This is a genomic window from Candidatus Thiodictyon syntrophicum, from assembly GCF_002813775.1.
In the GTDB taxonomy this organism is placed as follows: Bacteria; Pseudomonadota; Gammaproteobacteria; order Chromatiales; family Chromatiaceae; genus Thiodictyon; species Thiodictyon syntrophicum.
Genome location: NZ_CP020370.1, coordinates 5,028,102 through 5,046,819, shown reverse-complemented (window position 1 = coordinate 5,046,819; position 18,718 = coordinate 5,028,102). Strand labels below are relative to the sequence as shown.

Here is an 18,718-nt window from a genome sequence, read left to right as displayed (position 1 = left end):
CTGGCTACCCGAACCCATGGTTGACGCGCGACCCCATCTGTTGTTTCTCTGTCATCGGATTCCTTACCCGCCGGAGAAGGGGGACAAGATTCGTTCGTATCATTGGTGGGCGGCCTTGGTCGAGCGTTTCCGTGTTCACCTTGGGGCTTTCATCGATGACCCGGCGGATTGGGTGCACGTCGAGAAGCTGCAGGCGCAGTGTGCATCCTCGCTCTTTGTGCCCCTGCCCCGGAGCTTAGCGTCACTCAGAAGCCTGAGCGGCCTCTGGCGCGGCACGGCCTTGACCCTCCCCTATTACCGCGACGCGAGAATGACGCGGTGGGTGGAGGCGCAACGGACAACCAGCGACATTGGGTATGTGCTGGTGTTTTCATCGGCGATGGGTCAGTACGTCCAAGGTGGTTGCTGGTCGCGCGCACGGCGCGTCATGGACTTCGTGGATCTGGACTCGGATAAGTGGCAGCAATATGTACAGACACGCCCCTGGCCGACCAACTGGGTCTATCGGCGGGAGGCCCTGCGGCTGGCGCAGGCGGAGGAGGGGCTGGCGCGGACCTTCGCCGCCAGCCTGTTTGTCAGCGAACCGGAGGCGGCACTGTTTCGTAAGCGCGTCGCGGCGCTCGGAGCGCGCGTCCACGCCATTCGCAATGGCGTGGACACCGCGTATTTTCGGCCGGCGGCCGGGTGCGCATCGCCCTTCCCGGTTGATTGTGAACCGGTGGTCTTTACCGGTGCGATGGACTACTGGGCCAATGTGGACGCGGTCCTTTGGTTCATCCGTGAGGTTTGGCCCAGGGTGCGGGCGCAGCGGCCGCGGGCACTCTTTGCGATCGTCGGCTCGCGGCCATCCCCCGCGCTTGTGGCACTGGGTTGCGGTGACATTGTGGTCACCGGCCGGGTACCAGATGTGCGTCCTTATCTCCAGGCTGCCGTTGCGGTGGTGGCGCCGATGCGCGTGGCGCGCGGCATCCAGAATAAGGTATTGGAAGGCATGGCGATGGCTAAGCCCGTGGTCGTTACGTCCAAGGCACTCGAGGGCATCGCCGCGGTGGCGCAGCGTGACCTGCTGTTGGCCGACGAGCCCGGGGCTTTTGCGGACGCGGTCCTGGCGGTACTCGGCGCGGGCGACGAGGGCCTGGGATCGCGGGCGCGGCGGCTCGTGGAAAGGGAATATGATTGGGCGGTGTCGACCCAACAGCTGATAGCGTTGCTGCTGGGGCGCGATCGGGTTGCGCCGGCCTGACAGTCAAACACGCGTACCGAAGTCAAACACGCGGCGCGTGCTCACCGCGTTACATTAGGTGTAATAGAATAGTATGGTTGCTTCCATCGCTCGTGTTGCCCCGGGGAAATCGGCGTGGGGCCCGGTACTGGTCGGTCTCGTGTTCGTCTTGGCGCTGGTGTCAGCTTTGTTCGCCGACACGCTCCGGGCCCTGGTGTCGACCTGGATGGGGTCTGAAACCTATGCCCACGGGTTCCTTATCGTCCCGATCAGTTTGTGGCTGGTCTGGGAAAAACGGGCGGCCCTGAGGGTCACGGTGCCGCAGCCGACGCTGCTGCCGGCCCTGTTGATGTTGCCGGTGGGATTGGTGTGGCTGCTGGCGCAACTCGTGGACGTACGGGTCGTGCAGGAGTATGCCTTTGTCTGTCTCCTGATCCTCGCGATCTGGGCGATGATTGGCACCGCGACGGCCCGCTTCCTGGCCTTCCCGCTCGGTTTTCTGTTGCTCGCCGTGCCGGTGGGAGACGGGCTCACCTACCCCTTGATGAATTTTACGGCGGATTTTAGCGTTAATATGTTGCGGCTCACGGGTATCCCCGTCTATCGCGACGGCACTTTCTTTTCCTTGCCGACCGGGGATTGGTCGGTCATTGAAGAGTGCAGCGGGATTCGCTATCTCCTGGCCTCAGTCACCCTCGGCGTGCTCTTTTCTTACCTCACCTACAGCAAGATTTGGAAACGTGTCCTGTTCATCGCGCTGTCGGCCTTGGTTCCGATCCTCGCCAACGGACTGAGGGCCTACATGATTGTGATGATCGGCCACCTGAGCGGCATGAAACTCGCGACGGGGGTCGACCACTTGGTCTACGGATGGGTCTTTTTCGGCATCGTGATCGCGATCATGTTCGCAGTGGGCGCCATCTGGCGCGATCCGGAGCCTGACAAGGCTCCACGACAAGCCGATTCGGGTGCCGGTCGCTCGACCATCGTTGCCGCGCTGTCGGTGCTGCTGGCGAGCGCCGTCGGTCCGGGTTTGCTGCTGGCACTGGAGCGGGCTCCCGCGGGCGGGGATGAGCGGGTCGAGTTGCGTTCGCCGGCACCGGTGGGGGGGTGGCAGAGCGAGGGAGGGAATCTCTGGAGCTGGCGCCCGCATATCGTTGGTACGGATGGTGAAGTGTATGGCTTTTATCGCGCGGAGGCAGCGCCGGTCGGGTTGTATCTGGGGATTTATCGGCGTCAGCGGGAGGGCGCCGAGGTGGTGAACGTGCAAAACCAGATGGTGCCGACGAGTGACCTGGAATGGAGTGATAAGGAGATTACAACGCGCAGGATTGCCTCTCCCATCGGTGAGTTCAAGGTGAAGCAGGACCGTCTCGCGGGTCGCTTGGGTGGCCAGCGTCTGCTGGTTTGGAACTGGTACCGTATCGGTGCCGTCAATACCAGCAACCCCTTTGTTGCAAAGTTCGCGGAGGCGGCCTACCGCCTCGTTGGCCGCCAGCCAAGCGGCGCCGTGATTGTGCTGGCGGCGCCCTACCGGGAGAGTCCGGACGAGGCGGCGGCGGTCCTTACGGTGTTCATCGACGCCATGTGGCCGTCGTTGGAGGCGGAAATCCAGCGTGCCACGGGACACGGGCGGTGATTGCGCTTCGTGGGATGCCGAGACGATGCGCGGGAGCGTGGACGGCGGCTGAAATTGTTCGTTTGTCCGTGGCCTGGCCGAAGGTCGAGCCACCGGCATTCCGGATTGTGCAACCCTGATGGTGCAGACGCGATGTGTGGTGTAATCGGGATCTTTGATTGCCGCGGGCGGCGGGAGCCGTCACGCGACTTGCTTGCGCGCATGAACGACAGCCAATTTCATCGCGGACCGGACCAGGGCGCGCTGCACATTGAACCCGGCGTGGGGTTCGGACACCGCCGTCTTGCGATTATCGACCTCTCAGGCGGTGCACAGCCACTGTTCAACGAAGACCGCAGTGTGGTGGTCGTCTATAACGGGGAGATCTACAATTTTGCGGATCTGTCCGAGGAGTTGAAGGCGGCTGGTCATTTCTTTCGCACCCACTGCGATACTGAGGTGATCGTGCATGCTTGGGAGGAGTGGGGCGTGGCCTGTGTGCAGCGTTTTCGCGGAATGTTCGCCTTCGCCATTTGGGACCGTAACCGGGAGACGCTGTTTCTCGCCCGTGACCGCCTCGGGGTCAAGCCGCTTTACTATGCCTTTCTGCCGGATGGGCACCTGATTTTCTCCTCTGAGTTGAAGGCGCTCTATCTGCATCCGGGGTTGCCGCGGCAACTTGATCCCGGGGCCGTTGAGGATTATTTCGCCTATGGTTATGTGCCCGAGCCGCGGACCATTCTGACGCACGCCCTGAAACTCCCGCCCGGCCATCATCTGACCTTACGGCGCGGCGCGACGACCCCGGTTGCGCCCCAGGAGTATTGGGATGTGCCCTTTATCCCCGCGGCCCCCGCACGGGAACAGGACCTACAGGCAGAACTGATAGAGCGGTTGCGCGAGGCGGTCCGTATCCGGTTGATTGCCGAGGTGCCGGTGGGGGCCTTCCTGTCCGGCGGTGTCGATTCCAGCGCCGTGGTGGCCATGATGGCCAGCCTGTCGGCAGACCCGGTCAACACCTGCTCTATCTCCTTCGGTGATCCCCGGTTCAACGAGTCTGCGTTTGCTGCCGCGGTGGCGCGCCGCTATCACACCAACCATCGGGTCGAGCAGGTGGAGCCGGATGATTTTGCGTTGGTGGATAAGCTTGCCGACCTCTATGACGAACCCTTTGCCGACAGTTCCGCGATGCCGACCTACCGTGTTTGTGAACTGGCGCGACGGCAGGTGACGGTAGCCCTTTCGGGCGACGGCGGTGACGAGAATCTGGCTGGCTATCGCCGCTATCGCTGGCACCGGTTTGAGGAACGGCTGCGTTCGGCTCTGCCGCTGCGTTTGCGACGTCCGCTTTTCGGCACGCTCGGCCGTGTCTATCCGGGGCTTGCGTGGGCGCCGCGGCCGTTGCGCGCGAAGTCGACCTTGCAGGCCCTGGCCCGTGACACGGTGGAGGGTTACTTTCATACGGTCGCCGTCGTACCCGATGAGATGCGGTCGCGGCTTTTCAGCGCGGTTTTCCAGCGGGAACTCCAAGGCTACCGTGCGGTGGAGGTGATGCGCCGCCATGCGCAACGGGCCCCCACCGATCACGCTTTGTCATTGGTGCAATATCTGGACATAAAAACCTACTTGGTGGGCGACATCCTGACGAAGGTGGACCGCGCCAGCATGGCGCATGCCCTGGAGGTGCGGGTTCCGCTCTTGGATCATACGCTGGTGGAGTGGCTGTCCGGCCTGCCGCCGCCGCTCAAGCTCCATGGCGCCGAGGGCAAATATCTGTTCAAGAGGGCTCTGGCCCCTTATTTGCCCGAAGATCTCCTGTACCGTGCCAAGATGGGATTTGCGGTGCCGCTCGCCGGTTGGTTTCGCGGGCCCCTGCGGGAGCGCTTACGCGCTGCGGTCCTGGGTCCGGTGCTTGCCGAATCGAACATCTTCGATCGGGACTATTTGATCCAGTTGCTGGCGCAGCATCAGTGCGGGGCTAGGGATTACAGTGCGTCGCTGTGGAGTCTACTGATGTTTGAAGCCTTTCTGCGGCGGGTCGGACTGGGGCCGGGCGGGGTCGCGGCGTGAAGATTCTGCATGTTCTGGATCACTCGATTCCTCTGCATAGCGGTTATACCTTTCGGACGCGCGCGATCCTGGAGCATCAGCGGGCGCTGGGCTGGGAGACCGCCCAGGTTACATCGGCGAAGCACCACGGCGCTGGTGCCGCGGTGGAGGTCGTCGATGGACTTGAATTTTACCGGACCACGGCCGGAGCGGGGTTGCTTGCACGGCTGCCGTTGATCAATCAGTGGGACGTGATCCGCGGTTTGGAAAGGCGGCTGACGCAGGTGATCGAGCAGGAGCGTCCGGACCTCTTGCACGCGCACTCGCCGAGTCTGAACGGGGTGGCGGCGATCCGGGCCGGTCGGCGCTGCGCGCTGCCGGTGGTCTATGAGTGCCGCGCCTTCTGGGAGGATGCCGCCACCGACCATGGCACCAACTCGTCGTGGGGTCTACGCTATCGTCTCTCCAGGCGTCTGGAGACCTGGGTCTTTCGGCATTGCGACGCGGTCACCTGCATCTGTGAGGGATTACGCACGGATATCTGCGCGCGCGGCATTCCCGCCTCCAAGGTGACTGTCATTCCCAACGGGGTCGACCTTGCCCGCTTTCAATATGGTCTGTCGCGGGACCCGGCCCTGGCCGCTGAGCTGGGACTGACTGATCACGTCGTCTTCGGGTTCATCGGCTCTTTCTATTCCTATGAGGGGCTGTCGCTCGCGCTGCGGGCCTTGCCGCTGATTATTCGCGAGGCACCGCGGATCCGCTTGCTGCTGGTGGGTGGCGGTCCCCAAGAGTCCGCACTGAAGCGCCTGACCAGCGAACTTGGCCTCGATGCTTATGTCATTTTTTCCGGGCGGGTGCCGCACGACCAGGTCGAGCGCTACTACCGCTTGGTCGATGTCCTGCTGTACCCGCGCCTGCCCATGCGACTGACGGATCTCGTCACTCCCCTCAAGCCCTTGGAGGCGATGGCCCAAGGCATCCTGGTCATGGCCTCGGACGTCGGGGGGCATCGGGAACTGATCCGCGATGGCGAGACCGGAACCTTGTTTCCCGCCGGTGATGCGCAATCCTTGGCGTGGGCCGTGCTCGACTTGCTAAGTCGACGGGGCGCATGGGATAGTCTGCGGCGGCGGGCGCGTGCCGCGGTCGAGCGTGAGCGTGGTTGGCCACTGAGCGTGGAGCGCTACCGCTGCGTTTATGACGGGTTGCTATTGTCGCGGGCGTGAAGACACGCGGTGCGGGCGGGGTAATGGCGGTCGGGTCCCGGGCCGACTTGGTACGGCATCACTCGGTCGTTTTTTTGTGGTCAGCAAGGTGGTAATCGCCGGATGCGCGACTTATTCGTCACACTGGTGGTCTTCGGCAGCATCCCGCTGATTCTGCGCAAGCCATTTTTCGGCGTGCTGATCGGGAGCTGGCTCGGGCTGATGAACCCGCATATTCTGTGTTGGAGCTTCGCGGCTGGAAAGCCCTTTGCGCTTATCGTCGCGCTGACGCTGATCCTGTCCTTCCTGATTTCCAAGGAGCCGAAGCGGTTGCCCGCGTCGGCACTCGTTGGGCTGTTGGGATTCTGGTGGTTCTGGTTGTTCGTGACGACCCTGACCGCCTTTTACCCCGATACTGCCTGGGATTATTGGGATCGGGCCTGGCGGATCATGCTCCTGACGTTTCTCACCATCGTGCTGTTGACGTCGCGCGAGCGCATCGACGCCCTGGTCTGGACCTGTGTCATTTCGCTCGGATTCTATGGTGTCAAGGGCGGCATCTTTACCCTGTTGGGTGGTGGTGCCAGTCATGTCAACGGACCGGCCGGTACCTTTATCGGAGGCAATAACGAGATCGGACTTGCGCTGGTCATGACCATCCCGCTGATACGTTATCTCCAGCTGACAAGTACGAACCGATGGGTCAGGTACGCGATGATGGCAGCCATGGGCCTGTGCGTCGTTGCCGTCCTCGGTACCCAATCGCGCGGCGCCCTGCTGGGATTGATGGTAATGATCCTGTATCTGGCGGTGAAGACTCGCAACCGGGCGGGGCTGTTGCTATTGCTGGCGCTGTCCCTGCCGCTGGCGTTCATGATCATGCCGGAGAGCTGGTACAGCCGGATGGATACGATACAGGCGTATGATCAGGACGCCTCCGCGCTGGGGCGTATCAATGCCTGGTGGACGGCCTGGTACCTCGCCCTCGAACACCCGTTTGTGGGCGGCGGCTTCAATGTTTTCCTGCGGCCGACCTTTATCCAATATGCCCCGAACCCGCGGGATGTACACGACGCCCACAGCATCTATTTCCAGGTGCTGGGTCAGCAGGGATTTGTCGGTCTCTTTACCTTTCTCGGGATCATGTTCGGTTCGTTTGTCAGCTTGAACCGGATAAGGAAGTTCGCGCGCTCGCATGAGCAATTGCAGTGGATGGGAGACCTGTCGTCAATGGTGTTCGTAAGTATTATCGGCTACGCGACCAGTGGGGCCTTTCTGGGGCTGGCGATGTTCGACTACTATTACACGCTGGTGGCGATCACGATCGGACTGACGACGGTTGCGCATCGCTATGCCGCGCAGGGTGTGCCGGAGATTGCAGAGGTGGCCCCGCGTCCTGTGATCGGCGTTGCGGTTGGGGCTGTCGGCGCTGCTGCCAATCGCTTCGCACCGCCGCGGCGTTGGCTCCTGGGCGCCATCGCGGGATGGTTTGGGAAGCTATGAGGTCCACGCCGACGCTTGCGGTACGCGCGGACGGGGCCCAGCGTTTGTCTTTGGGCAGCCATACTCACTGAAGGTTGACGACAATGGGCGCATTTTTGTTGATAGTGGAACCGCACCGGCTGCGTGAAGGCGGGCGCCTGGAACGCGGACTCGATATCTTCAGGCAGATGGGGTTCGCCGCGCCCCGGTACATTGACCAGGGCGCCTGCGGCTTGTGGTTGTTCCCAAAACTGGGCCAGACCGAGATCAGCTATCTGGATTGCGGTAACGGCGACTTCGTGTGTACCACCGGAACCCTGTTCAGCCGGGGGCGGCGCGGCACCGTGGTGCTGCGGGAAATCTATGACGGATTCGGCGGTGGCACTGGCGTTGCGCCGAGCGTGCGCGGGGTCTTTCACCTGATCCTGCGCAAACAGGGCATCCTTTATCTCGTCAATGACGCCGCCGGCCTGCTGTCAGTCTATTTCAACGCGGATCGCCGCGTGTTTTCGTCGAGCTGGCTGGCTGTCTGTTGTTTGGCCGACCACCTGACCTTGTCGACCCAAAGCGCCTACGAGTACGTATTCAATGGTTCGGTGCTGGGCAACTGTACCCTGGTCCGGGAAGTCGAACTGCTCGCCCTCAACAGCCATGTCGAATTCGGATCAGGGGCGCCGCGCCTGATTATCCGGTCCCCGGTCATTCCACGTCCGCCGCGCGGCTCGCGCGAAGAACTTCTGGAGGAGTCCCTGCGGCTGCTCCGGGGGTATTTTCGGGAACTCGTCGCGGCCTTCCCCGCCGGTTTCAACTGTGCATTATCCGGCGGGTACGATTCCCGGCTCATTCTTGGCCTCCTGTTGGAGCAGGGTGCCGCGCCTAACCTTTTTGTTTACGGTCGCGACACCGACGACGACGTCGTCGTTGCCAAGACCATCGCCGCCGGCGAAGGGCTGGGCCTCCTCACTCTTGATCGCTCTACCCGCGACCGATGTGGACCCGATGCATTTCCCGAACAGGTCAGACGGAATTTCTATGGCAGCGATGGCGGCTCCTATGGGGGACTGCTCAATTGGGATTCCGAGTCCTCGGAGGTCCGCCGCCGCACCGCCGATGGGCGCGCCTGTTTGAATGGCGGGGGCGGTGAGGTCTTTCGCAACTTTTTCTATCTTCCGAACCGCCGCTTTACCATGCGTCAACTGTTGTGGTCATTTTACGGACAGTTCGAGCCGCGTTGGACCACCGCCGAATTTGATGAAGACAGCCATTTTACCGCCTTGGAGTCGAAGCTTGCCGAAACCCTTGGGGATAGCAACCCCAACCTTGAGCGCCATGTAATCGAATGGCTATATCCCCATTTCCGTTGTCGCTCCTGGGTTGCTAAAGAGATGCAGTTCGGCAACCGGGCGGGCACGCAGTTGAATCCTTTTCTCGACGACCGGATTTCGCAATGGGCCGGTTCTCTTTCCATCGACCTGAAAAACCTGGGTCGGTTCGAGGCCGAGTTGATCAGGCGGGTCAATCCGCGCTTGGCCGCGTACCTCTCGGCCTATGGGCACTCCTTCACCGCCGACCCGCCGTGGCCATATCGCGCGGCCTACCAACTGGGTCAGTGGCGTAGCCCCAGGCTGCGGCGCGTCATGTTCCGACTGCGTGCCCGCACGCGTCGGGGCCGGCATCAGTTCCACGGCTACGGTGCCCCGGCTTATATTCATTCGCTGTTCGGCGATCAACCATGCGGCATGTCCCGGCTGTTCCGGCTCGAGCGGGTCGGCAGCGATGCTCAGTGGCACCGTATCTGGGCGCTGGAATACCTCTGTCGGGAACTGTCACTTGACTGATGCGTGGCGACGATCCTGCCGCGCAAGATGTCCGTTCAGGGACGCTTGGAAAACCGCGCGGAGCTAGTGCCCTAAGAAGAGTATTTGGCCGCAAATGAACGCAAATACGCGCAAATAAATCTGTTGGTTGGCATTGGCGCGGGTATCACCCGGACGGTGAATATGCGGCAAAGGCCGAGTCTCTCGATTATTTGCGTCAATTTGCGTTCATTTGCGGCTAAACTGCTTTTTCCGGCCTCATGGACTGGCCGCCGGCTCCAGTCCGGTGGGGTCGGTCCCGACCTCTTCCGTGCTGACGAAGTAAAAACCACACTGTTCTGGTGTCAAATTCTCGGCGGCCGTCCGTGGGTATTTGCGGCAACTTGGCGGCCGTACATGGTAGACCGCGCAACTGCTCAGCCCCTGATCGTCGAAACGCAGGAAGGGGCAAGGATAGGGGAGCTTGCAGCAGGCGCCGCAACGGTTGCACTCACCCTGGCGAGTGGCGTCAATCGGTAGGAGAGAAGTAGTTAAGCGCTTGAGTTTATTTAGCATCCGGAGGGGGCTCCTGAGGGCTCATGACCGCAATGGGGCAGGGCATATAGACGCGTACAGTATTAGAAAGGGCTGCTCTTGTCACTGGGTGGGGTGCGGTCAAAACCTTGTTATTTGTACTATTAGGGGCTGCGTCCCGCGGCCTGCCTGGTAGCGTTGCTGGTGCGGCGCTGTCGGCGTGCGCGTAACCGCTTGTTTGGCTTCGCCCCGGCGCTGCGGCGGGCGGAGGCTCGCGGCGGTTCGCGCGCGCCCGCCCCCTCGGATGGGGGCGGGCGAGTCGCTCTCCAAGTCTCTCAAGTCGACGTAATCGTCGCCTGGGCTTGGTGCTGGGCAGTCTTTTCGTTGAAAATCCATTGACCCTGGTGCATCGCAGTAATATTTGCGACCATGTTGTGTCCACCGATATAGCCTTGGACCATCCACTCGTGCTGGTTGAGCTGGGTTGCGGTTCCGTAGGAATCAAATCCGGCGATGTGGCCGGTGATGTTGTACTCCCCGTCGCGGACCCGATACAGCGTCGCGTAGGCCTCCTGGCCGCGGATGTAGCCTGTGAGCTTGTAACGGCCGGCGGTGATCTCCTTGATCGTGGCGAAAGATTCGTACCCATCGACGCGGCCTACCGCGGTAAACATATGATATCGACCCCTGGCCGGCGGCGACCGATCGGGATTTGCATGCGCGGTGTCGGTCGGGCGCTGCTGCCGGGCAGCGCGGCGCGAGTCCCAGCCGCGGGGCCTGTCAACGCGGCTGCTGCCCGTCCGGCGCAAACCGCTTCAATTCGGAGTTTGTCGTCACGTGTCTTTCAGCCCCCACCCCCTGTCCGCGCCGACCGCGGTGACCAACTTTGAGGCCCTGGATGGCGTCCAGGAGCAAGCCCGGCGGCACCTTCTGGACCTCCAGGCCCGTTTGGTGGAGCCCACCGCCGCGCAGGAGCCCCCGCGGGGGCTTCTGAGACGGCTGCGGACGCGCCGTGTAATGCCTGCGCAGCCCGTCGTCGGGCTCTATCTATGGGGCGGCGTTGGCCGCGGCAAGACCTATCTGATGGATTGGTTCTGCGACGCCCTGCCGGTGGCGCAGAAGCGTCGGGTCCATTTTCACCATTTCATGCGTGAAGTCCATGACGCCATGTCCAAGCTGCCGCGCCAGCCGGACCCGCTGGAGGTGATTGGTGGCCGCTGGCGCGAGGGTGTGCGGGTGCTGTGCCTGGACGAGTTCGTGGTGACCGATATCGCGGACGCCATGATCCTGCATCGGTTGCTGGGCGCGCTGCTGCGGCGCGGCATGACGCTGGTGATCACCTCCAACACCCACCCTGAGCAACTCTATCGCAACGGCCTGCAACGCCAATCGTTTCTGCCGGCGATCGAGCTGCTGAAAACGCACACGCGTGTGTTTGAATTGGCCGGCACGCTCGACTATCGACTGCGTAACCTGTCCCAGGCCGGGGTCTACTTCGTCGGCGCCGAGGGGGTCGTCAGGCTGGCCGAGCACTTTGAACATTTGACGGGCGGGCACGGGGCGGTCGAGGAGCGCTTCAGCGTCAACGGACGGACCTTTCCCGCCCGTCGTGTCGGCCCGGATGTCGCTTGGTTCGACTTCCAGGACCTGTGCGCCACCCCGCGTTGCGTCGCGGACTACATCGAGATCGCCCGTCTGTTCCACACCGTGCTGTTGTCCGGCGTGCCGGTGTTTACTCACCGGCAGGAGGCGGCGGCGCGGCGCTTCGTGCATCTGATCGACGAATTCTACGACCGGCGCGTGAAGCTCGTCATCGCCGCTGCCGCGCCGATCGCACAATTATACCCTGGGGGGTTCGTGGACTTTCCCTTTGAGCGGGTGCGAAGCCGTTTGGTCGAGATGCAGTCCCACGCCTACCTGGCGGCCCCCGGCACAGCTTAGCAGGTCGGCCCGGCGCAACTCCGGGCGGGTCGCGCCTTGGGTTCCGGGCACCGGGTCAGCGTTGGTCGGCGCAGGCAATTGCGACCGGTCTATTGGCGGAGAGGGAGGGATTCGAACCCTCGATAGGCTGTTAACCTATACACACTTTCCAGGCGTGCTCCTTAAGCCACTCGGACACCTCTCCGGGGTGTTTGCGGGCGCGGGGCGGACTTCCAAGGATTTCTCCGTGGATCACTCGTTTCCCGTCGCTCGCGAGCCAGGCACAATACAGCAACCCGGCGCCACTTTCAAATCGCCGATTTTTTCCCTGCCGGCCGCCTCCGCCGGCCAGCCACCTGATGCCCCACCTGATCCCCTGATGCCCATACCACACCCTGTCCCCGCCGCCCGGCCGACGCTCGCCGAGTCGGCCGATCGTCACCGGCTCTACGAATGCGCGGTGCAGAATCCGCGCTCGGAGGTGGATTTTATCGACCGCACCTACCGGCAACTGCGCGGCCGCAGTGCCCGCTGGTTGCGGGAGGATTTTTGCGGCACTGCCGCGGTCTGCTGCGAGTGGGTCCGTCGGCGCAAGACCAACCGTGCCCTCGGAGTGGACCTGGACCCGGTGGTCCTGGACTGGGGGCGGTGCCACAACCTGGCGGCGCTGCCGGCCAGCCAGCGCGCCCGCGTCCAATTGCTCGAGCAGGACGTCGCGACCGCTGCCAGCCGCCCCCTGGACCTGGTGTTGGCCATGAACTTCAGCTATTGGCTCCTTGCCGGTCGCGCCGCCTTGCGGGCCTATTTTGCGCAGGTGCGCGCGGCCCTGGCACCGGACGGGGTCTTTCTGCTGGACGCCTACGGGGGCTACGACGCCTATCGGCGGATCATCGAGGAACGGCCGGTGGATGACCCCGAACTGGGGCGCTTCGCCTACCAATGGGAGCAGGCCTTGTATGACCCGATCAGCGGCCGGCTGGTCTGCTATATCCATTTCAACTTCGCGGACGGTTCCCGCCTGGAGCGTGCCTTCACCTACGACTGGCGGTTGTGGTCCCTGCCGGAGATCCGGGAACTGCTGACCGAGGCGGGATTCTCCCGGGTGCTGGTCTACTGGCAGGGCTGGGACCCGGACGGTCGCCCGGACGGCCACTTCCAGCCGGTGGCGACCGGGGAGCCGGACGCCGGGTGGATCGCCTACCTGTCGGCAGAGCCGTGAAGGCCGCAACGGGCGATGATGAAGTCCACGATCGTCTCCCCCGCGTGCAGCGGCAGGCGCGGTGGATGCTCGCCCGCGGGCAGCGCGTCGTCCGTTGCCACGGCGATGATCCGCGCGTCGCGCGGATAGAGGGGCGGCTCACCCAACACGGCGCGGTAGACCTCGATCTTCGGATAATCGGCATACTTGAAGCCCTCCGCGAGCACCAGGTCCAGGTCCCCGGGGGCGAAGCGCGTGAGCAGTTCCTCCAGGTCCGGGTCCGCGCCCCGCACCCGGTTCTCCACCTGCAGCGCCCAGCGCTCGGACGACGCCAGCAGGACCTGGTCGGCCCCGGCCGCGCGCAGTTCAAAGCTGTCCTTCCCCGGTCGATCCAGGTCGAAGCAATGGTGGGCGTGTTTGAGATAGCCGACCCGCAGTCCCCGGTCCTTGAGGATGGGGACCAGTCGGCGCAGCAGGGTGGTCTTGCCGCCGCCGCTGGGGGCGACGAAGCCGATGACGGGGATGGGGTGCAAGGGCATGGTAAGGGTGCTCCGGGGGTTGCTGCGATTTTAAGCCCAAGCGCGCCCCGGGCGACGCCCAGTGGCACTTGGACATTTCGTGGGCAGCGCCCCACAATGGGTAATGCAGGTGCGGGCGCAGCGCTTGACGGCGCTGCCCCCACCGAGACGCCGCCGCCCTTTTTCGTCAGCAGTCGGCGCCCAGGTCCCCCCAACCCCAACCCCGAACCAAGCCCCAAACACTCAACGCTATGGCTCAGTATATCTACACCATGAATCGGGTCGGCAAGGTCGTGCCGCCCAAGCGCGTGATCCTGCGCGACATCTCACTGTCCTTCTTCCCCGGGGCCAAGATCGGCGTCCTGGGCGTGAACGGTTCGGGCAAGTCGACCTTGCTGCGCATCATGGCCGGATTGGACACGGAGATCGAGGGTGAGGCGCGCGCCCAGCCCGGCATCAAGGTCGGCTTTCTGCCCCAGGAGCCGCACTTGGACCCGACGCAGGACGTGCGCGGTAACGTGGAAGGCGCCCTGGGGCATATCAAGGAGGCCTTGGTCCGCCTCGACGCCGTCTATGCCGCCTACGCCGATGAGGACGCCGACTTCGATGCCTTGGCCAAGGAACAGGCGGAGCTCGAGCACCTGATCGACGCCACCGACGGTCACAACCTGGACCGTACCCTGGAGGTGGCCGCGGACGCCCTGCGCCTTCCGCCCTGGGACGCCCAGGTTGCCACCCTCTCCGGGGGCGAGCGGCGGCGGGTCGCCCTGTGCCGGCTGCTGCTGTCCAAGCCCGACATGTTGCTGCTGGATGAGCCGACCAATCACCTGGACGCGGAGTCCGTGGCCTGGCTGGAGCGCTTTCTCCACGAGTACCCCGGCACTGTGGTCGCCGTCACCCACGATCGCTATTTCCTGGACAATGTGGCGGGCTGGATTCTGGAGTTGGACCGCGGCCACGGTATCCCCTGGGAGGGTAACTACTCCTCCTGGCTGGAACAGAAGGAGCGCCGTCTGGAATTGGAGGAGAAGACCGAGGCGGCCCGGGTCAAGACCATGAAGCAAGAGCTCGAATGGGTGCGCGCTAACCCCAAGGGGCGCCACGCCAAGAGCAAGGCGCGTCTGGCCCGCTTCGATGAGTTGCAGACCACTGAATTTCAGGCGCGCAACGAGACCAACGAGATCTATATCCCGCCGGGTCCGCGCCTGGGGGACCTGGTGATCGAAGCGGTGGGGATCAAGAAGGCGTTCGGGGACAACCTCCTCTACGACAATCTCTCGTTCAACCTGCCCAAGGGCGGCATCGTGGGCGTTATCGGTCCCAACGGGGCGGGGAAGACCACGCTCTTTCGTATCATCAACGGTCAGGAGCAGCCGGACGCCGGGCAGTTTCGGCTCGGCGAAACCGTCCAGGTCGCCTGCGTGGACCAGAGCCGCGATGCCCTCGACGACACCAAGACGGTGTGGGAGGAGATCTCCGACGGGCTCGACAACATCATCGTCGGCCGCTACGAGATGCCGTCGCGCGCCTACTGCGGGCGCTTCAACTTCAAGGGGTCGGATCAGCAGAAGCGCATCGGCGACCTCTCCGGCGGCGAGCGCAACCGCGTCCATCTGGCCAAGTTGTTGAAGAGCGGCGGCAACCTGCTCCTGCTTGACGAGCCCACCAACGATCTGGACGTGGAGACCCTGCGCGCCCTGGAGGAGGCCCTGCTCACCTTCCCCGGCTGTGCCGTGGTGATCAGCCATGACCGCTGGTTCCTGGACCGCATCGCCACCCACATGCTGGCCTTCGAGGGGGATTCCCAGGCGGTCTGGTTCGAGGGCAACTACGCCGACTATGAGGCCGATCGCCATCGCCGACTCGGTACCGAGGCCGACCAACCGCACCGCATCAAGTACCGTCGGCTCTCCGCTTGAGGCGTCGGCGCTCCGGCACGCGTTGAGATGGCCGTCCGGTTCCATCGCCTTCTGGCGCACCGCCGCCACCGCGGCCGAGCGCCGCGGCGGCCGGCGGCGCTGCAACTGGCGAGTCTTGGCCTGGTCACCGCGGCGCTCGGGGTGTTGGTCGCCCTCGCCCTCTGGGTCTGGCCCCACGGCTATCCCGGCCGGGTCGGCGCCGCTCCCGCGGGCGCGGGCCTGACGCTCGCCCTGGCCTTGGCCGGCAGCGCCGCCGCGCTGTCACTCGGGGTCTTCGTCCGGTTGCGGCGACTCGCCCGCGCGCAAACGGCGGAGCTGGGCGATCTGCGCGCGGCCGGCGAGATTCTGCGCGCCATCCTCGGCACCACCGGCAAAGGGGTGATCCTGGCGGACCCGGGGTTGCGCATCCGGATCTTCAATCCGGCCGCCGAGATCCTCTTCCGGCGCCTGTGCGACGAGACCCTGTCGGTCCCGGTGACGGCCCTGATCCCCAGCCTGGCGACCCCGGCCGCGGTGGCGCCGGCCGCCGGCGAGGCGGCGGAGAGTCCGCGCGTGCGTCACTGCCACGGGGTGCGTGCCGGGGTGGAGTTTCCGGCGCGGCTGCTGCTGCGCAACCTGACCCTCGACGGGGCGCCCTGGCTCCTGATCCTGGTCGAGGACCTGACCGAGAGTGAACGCGCCGAGGCGCGGCTCGACTACCTGGAGCATCATGATCCGCTCACCGGTCTCAGCAACCGGCGCACCATCGAGCGGCTGATCGGGGCCAGCATCGCCGATCCCGAGCGCGCCGAGCGTCCGCACGCCCTCTGCCTGATCGATCTGGACCATTTCAAGATCATCAACGCCACCTGTGGTCACGCGGCGGGGGACAAGCTGCTCAAGCAATTGGGCCGGATCATCGCCGCCAGGCTCCCCACCGCCACCGCCATGGCCAGATTGGGGGGCGACGAGTTCGCGGCCCTGTTCGTGGGCGACGCCGTCGCCGACGCGCCGGCCGCCTGCGAGGCCTTGGTGCGGACCCTGCGCAGTTTCCCCTTTACCTGGGAGGGGCGTTCCTACGATCTCACGATCAGCGTTGGGATCGCCGACTTTGAGCCGACGCAAGGGGCACTGATCGCGCTCGGTCGGGCCGACATCGCCTGTCAGGTGGCAAAGACCCAGGGTGGGGGGCGGCTGCATCGCTACAGCCCCGAGGATACCGGCAGCATGCGCTGTCAGGGGGACCTGGAACTCGTCTCCAGCATCGGTCGCGCCCTGGACGCTGACCGGTTTCGCGTCGTGGCGCAACCCATCAGGCCGCTGCTGGACCCCGGCGCACCCACCCACTACGAGATCCTGGTACGGATGCAGGACGACCAGGGCCGTTTGGTGGCCCCGGACGACTTCATTCCCGCCGCCGAGCGCTACGTGCTGATGCCGACGGTGGATCGCTGGATCCTGGCTCATGTCCTGCGCAGTCAGGCGCCGCGGTTGCGCCGGTGGCACGCGCGGTACCCGGACCGGTTTCTGTTCGCCGTCAATCTCTCCGCCACCACCTTGGTGGACGAGGGCTTCCTTCCCTACCTGCAGCGCCAGTTCCGCGACTATTGCGTGCCCTATCCGAGCATTTGCTTCGAGGTCACGGAGACCGCCGCGGTCTCCGACCTGGGGCGCGCGCGCGCCTTCATGCAGCGCCTCTGCGACCTGGGCAGTTGCTTCGCGGTGGATGACTTCGGCACCGGCTTCGCTTCCTATACCTATGTGAAGTCACTGCCGATCCGCTATCTCAAGATCGACGGCAGTTTTGTGCACCACCTGATCGATGAACCGGTGGACCGCGCCTTTGTCGAGTCCATCAACCACATCGGCCATGTGCTTGGGCTCCAGACCATCGCGGAATGGGCCGAGACCCCCGCGGTGGTGGAGGTCCTGCGGGGCCTGGGGGTCGACTTCGCCCAGGGCTATGGGGTCGGCGTGCCGGTGGCGCTGGGCGACCTGCGGTTTGACGACGACGACGAAGAAGAAGAGGATTTGTCCGCAAATGAACGCAAATAAACGCAAATGGAAGAAGGACGATTGCTTCCTTGAGGGTCGCGGCACTGCTTGTGTCCCGGGCAGCGGACCCCCGGCGGCGCCAAGCCCCTAACCCCGGCGGCGGTCGGCAGCCCTGTTCATTGTTCTTATTTGCGTTCATTCGCGTTCATTTGCGGACCATTATCTTCCTTCGCGCCGGACTACCCTGATGCACCACACCGAGCACCTGATCGAGCGGGCCGAATCGCTCATTGACCGGCTGGAGCGCCTGCTCCCGGAGCCGCCGCCGCCCACCGATTGGGGCGCGCGGGCCTTTCGCTGGCGTAGCCGCGGCGGCCGGGCCTGGCTGGCGGCGGAGCACAGGCCCCACCGTCTGGACCCCGCCGATCTGCTGTGTCTGGAGCGCCAGAAGGCCGAGATCGAGCGCAATACCCGCCAATTCCTGGCCGGGCGCGGTGCCAACAACCTGCTCCTGTGGGGCTCCCGCGGGACCGGCAAGTCATCCCTGATCAAGGCCGTCTTCACGGCCAATCAGGACCGGGGGCTGCGCCTGATCGAGGTGGACAAGGATGACCTGACGGACCTGCCGGACATTCTCGACCTGGTCCGCCCCCGCCCCGAGCGCTTCATCCTGTTTTGCGACGACCTCTCATTCGAGGCCAATGAACCCGGCTACAAGGCACTCAAGGCCGCGCTGGAGGGGTCCATCACTGCCACCCCGGACAACCTGCTGATCTACGCCACCTCCAATCGCCGCCACCTGATGCCCGAGTTCCAGGCCGAGAACCGTGAGGCGCATCTGGTCGACGGTGAATTGCACCAGGGCGAGTCGGTGGAGGAAAAAGTTTCACTCTCCGACCGCTTCGGCCTCTGGATCAGCTTCCACCCCTTCACCCAGGCCCAATACCTCACCCTGGTCCGTCACTGGTGCGCGCGCCTCGGCGCTACCACCCCTCTGGAGTGGGCACCGGTCGAGGCGGCGGCCCTGCAATGGGCCCTGCGCCGCGGCTCGCGCAGCGGGCGCACCGCCTGGCAGTTTGCCCGGGATTGGGTGGGGCGCGGTGGGTAAGACCAGGACGCGGCGCAGTAGACCCGCAAAGAGTGATTGTCCGCGGCTGAACGCAAATGGACTCAGGAACTTGATGGTTTAGAGTGCGTCGCCCCCGGGGTAATGCCTCGGTATTATTATTTCCCGGCCGGACGGCGCATTCGCTGCGTCCGGAAGATTGCGCTCAATTAAC

At 64.2% G+C, this 18,718-nt stretch carries 14 protein-coding genes and 1 tRNA gene; 12 read left to right on the top strand and 3 right to left on the bottom strand.

All coding sequences use genetic code 11. From position 1 onward, the window contains the following. The first annotated feature begins 16 nt into the window (after nucleotides 1-16). The 7 genes from THSYN_RS21325 to THSYN_RS34215 all read left to right on the top strand — a co-directional run bounded on the left by THSYN_RS21325 (nucleotide 17) and on the right by THSYN_RS34215 (nucleotide 9,915). Nucleotides 17-1,243: a TIGR03087 family PEP-CTERM/XrtA system glycosyltransferase gene (locus tag THSYN_RS21325; protein ID WP_100920898.1), complete on the top strand. Its 1,227-nt coding sequence runs from the start codon at nucleotides 17-19 to the stop codon at nucleotides 1,241-1,243. Nucleotides 1,244-1,316: 73 nt separating this feature from the next. Then, the gene (gene xrtA, locus THSYN_RS21320) at nucleotides 1,317-2,861 is read left to right on the top strand and encodes an exosortase A (protein ID WP_100920897.1); all 1,545 of its coding nucleotides are present in this window, start codon (nucleotides 1,317-1,319) and stop codon (nucleotides 2,859-2,861) included. 132 nt (nucleotides 2,862-2,993) lie between these two features. Continuing rightward, nucleotides 2,994-4,910 (top strand): XrtA/PEP-CTERM system amidotransferase, encoded by a 1,917-nt coding sequence (locus THSYN_RS21315; RefSeq protein WP_100920896.1) that lies wholly within the window; start codon nucleotides 2,994-2,996, stop codon nucleotides 4,908-4,910. After that, nucleotides 4,907-6,118 carry a TIGR04063 family PEP-CTERM/XrtA system glycosyltransferase gene (locus THSYN_RS21310; RefSeq protein ID WP_100920895.1) on the top strand — a complete coding sequence of 404 codons (1,212 nt, stop codon included), beginning with the start codon at nucleotides 4,907-4,909 and terminating at the stop codon, nucleotides 6,116-6,118. Before THSYN_RS21315 ends, THSYN_RS21310 begins: the two co-directional genes overlap by 4 nt. Before the next feature lie 102 nt (nucleotides 6,119-6,220). Continuing rightward, entirely contained in the window at nucleotides 6,221-7,600 is a 1,380-nt protein-coding gene (locus THSYN_RS21305; RefSeq protein WP_100920894.1) for a putative O-glycosylation ligase, exosortase A system-associated, read from the top strand. Nucleotides 7,601-7,683: 83 nt separating this feature from the next. Beyond that, a complete protein-coding gene (locus THSYN_RS21300) occupies nucleotides 7,684-9,417 on the top strand; it encodes a hypothetical protein (protein WP_100920893.1) in 1,734 nt (577 codons plus the stop codon). An 84-nt stretch (nucleotides 9,418-9,501) separates the two neighbouring features. Further along, on the top strand, nucleotides 9,502-9,915 hold the full coding sequence (locus THSYN_RS34215; RefSeq protein ID WP_157817835.1) for a hypothetical protein: 414 nt from the start codon (nucleotides 9,502-9,504) through the stop codon (nucleotides 9,913-9,915). A gap of 329 nt (nucleotides 9,916-10,244) precedes the next feature. Here the strand turns inward: THSYN_RS34215 and THSYN_RS21290 are convergent, their stop codons facing one another. Then, on the bottom strand, nucleotides 10,245-10,583 hold the full coding sequence (locus tag THSYN_RS21290) for a hypothetical protein (protein ID WP_100920891.1): 339 nt from the start codon (nucleotides 10,581-10,583) through the stop codon (nucleotides 10,245-10,247). Between the two features lie 163 nt (nucleotides 10,584-10,746). Between THSYN_RS21290 and zapE the strand changes: the two genes are divergently transcribed. Then, nucleotides 10,747-11,850, top strand: coding sequence for a cell division protein ZapE (gene zapE / locus THSYN_RS21285; protein WP_236848640.1), 1,104 nt, complete (start codon nucleotides 10,747-10,749; stop codon nucleotides 11,848-11,850). Nucleotides 11,851-11,943: 93 nt separating this feature from the next. Here zapE and THSYN_RS21280 read toward each other — a convergent pair. After that, nucleotides 11,944-12,034 (bottom strand) — tRNA-Ser (locus tag THSYN_RS21280). A gap of 174 nt (nucleotides 12,035-12,208) precedes the next feature. Between THSYN_RS21280 and THSYN_RS21275 the strand changes: the two genes are divergently transcribed. Continuing rightward, on the top strand, nucleotides 12,209-13,048 hold the full coding sequence (locus tag THSYN_RS21275) for a class I SAM-dependent methyltransferase (protein ID WP_100920890.1): 840 nt from the start codon (nucleotides 12,209-12,211) through the stop codon (nucleotides 13,046-13,048). Here the strand turns inward: THSYN_RS21275 and mobB are convergent. Further along, nucleotides 13,027-13,566 carry a molybdopterin-guanine dinucleotide biosynthesis protein B gene (mobB, locus tag THSYN_RS21270; RefSeq protein ID WP_100920889.1) on the bottom strand — a complete coding sequence of 180 codons (540 nt, stop codon included), beginning with the start codon at nucleotides 13,564-13,566 and terminating at the stop codon, nucleotides 13,027-13,029. The two genes, THSYN_RS21275 and mobB, sit on opposite strands and share 22 nt — an antisense overlap. 230 nt (nucleotides 13,567-13,796) lie before the next feature. Here mobB and ettA point away from each other — a divergent pair, with 230 nt between their 5' ends. The 3 genes from ettA (at nucleotide 13,797) to THSYN_RS21255 (ending at nucleotide 18,546) form a co-directional block, all read left to right on the top strand. Beyond that, on the top strand, nucleotides 13,797-15,464 hold the full coding sequence (gene ettA, locus THSYN_RS21265; protein ID WP_100920888.1) for an energy-dependent translational throttle protein EttA: 1,668 nt from the start codon (nucleotides 13,797-13,799) through the stop codon (nucleotides 15,462-15,464). A gap of 27 nt (nucleotides 15,465-15,491) precedes the next feature. Then, the gene (locus THSYN_RS21260) at nucleotides 15,492-17,498 is read left to right on the top strand and encodes a putative bifunctional diguanylate cyclase/phosphodiesterase (protein WP_100920887.1); all 2,007 of its coding nucleotides are present in this window, start codon (nucleotides 15,492-15,494) and stop codon (nucleotides 17,496-17,498) included. Nucleotides 17,499-17,685: 187 nt separating this feature from the next. Continuing rightward, the gene (locus THSYN_RS21255; RefSeq protein WP_100920886.1) at nucleotides 17,686-18,546 is read left to right on the top strand and encodes an ATP-binding protein; all 861 of its coding nucleotides are present in this window, start codon (nucleotides 17,686-17,688) and stop codon (nucleotides 18,544-18,546) included. Nucleotides 18,547-18,718 lie beyond the last annotated feature (172 nt).

What these genes read in the sequence shown, in the direction of transcription:
- THSYN_RS21325 (WP_100920898.1), top strand. Translation starts at nt 17, where the DNA reads ATGGTTGACGCGCGACCCCATCTGTTGTTTCTCTGTCATCGGATTCCT.
- xrtA (WP_100920897.1), top strand. Translation starts at nt 1,317, where the DNA reads ATGGTTGCTTCCATCGCTCGTGTTGCCCCGGGGAAATCGGCGTGGGGC.
- THSYN_RS21315 (WP_100920896.1), top strand. Translation starts at nt 2,994, where the DNA reads ATGTGTGGTGTAATCGGGATCTTTGATTGCCGCGGGCGGCGGGAGCCG.
- THSYN_RS21305 (WP_100920894.1), top strand. Translation starts at nt 6,221, where the DNA reads ATGCGCGACTTATTCGTCACACTGGTGGTCTTCGGCAGCATCCCGCTG.
- THSYN_RS21300 (WP_100920893.1), top strand. Translation starts at nt 7,684, where the DNA reads ATGGGCGCATTTTTGTTGATAGTGGAACCGCACCGGCTGCGTGAAGGC.
- THSYN_RS21290 (WP_100920891.1), bottom strand. Translation starts at nt 10,583, where the DNA reads ATGTTTACCGCGGTAGGCCGCGTCGATGGGTACGAATCTTTCGCCACG.
- THSYN_RS21275 (WP_100920890.1), top strand. Translation starts at nt 12,209, where the DNA reads ATGCCCATACCACACCCTGTCCCCGCCGCCCGGCCGACGCTCGCCGAG.
- mobB (WP_100920889.1), bottom strand. Translation starts at nt 13,566, where the DNA reads ATGCCCTTGCACCCCATCCCCGTCATCGGCTTCGTCGCCCCCAGCGGC.
- ettA (WP_100920888.1), top strand. Translation starts at nt 13,797, where the DNA reads ATGGCTCAGTATATCTACACCATGAATCGGGTCGGCAAGGTCGTGCCG.
- THSYN_RS21260 (WP_100920887.1), top strand. Translation starts at nt 15,492, where the DNA reads ATGGCCGTCCGGTTCCATCGCCTTCTGGCGCACCGCCGCCACCGCGGC.
- THSYN_RS21255 (WP_100920886.1), top strand. Translation starts at nt 17,686, where the DNA reads ATGCACCACACCGAGCACCTGATCGAGCGGGCCGAATCGCTCATTGAC.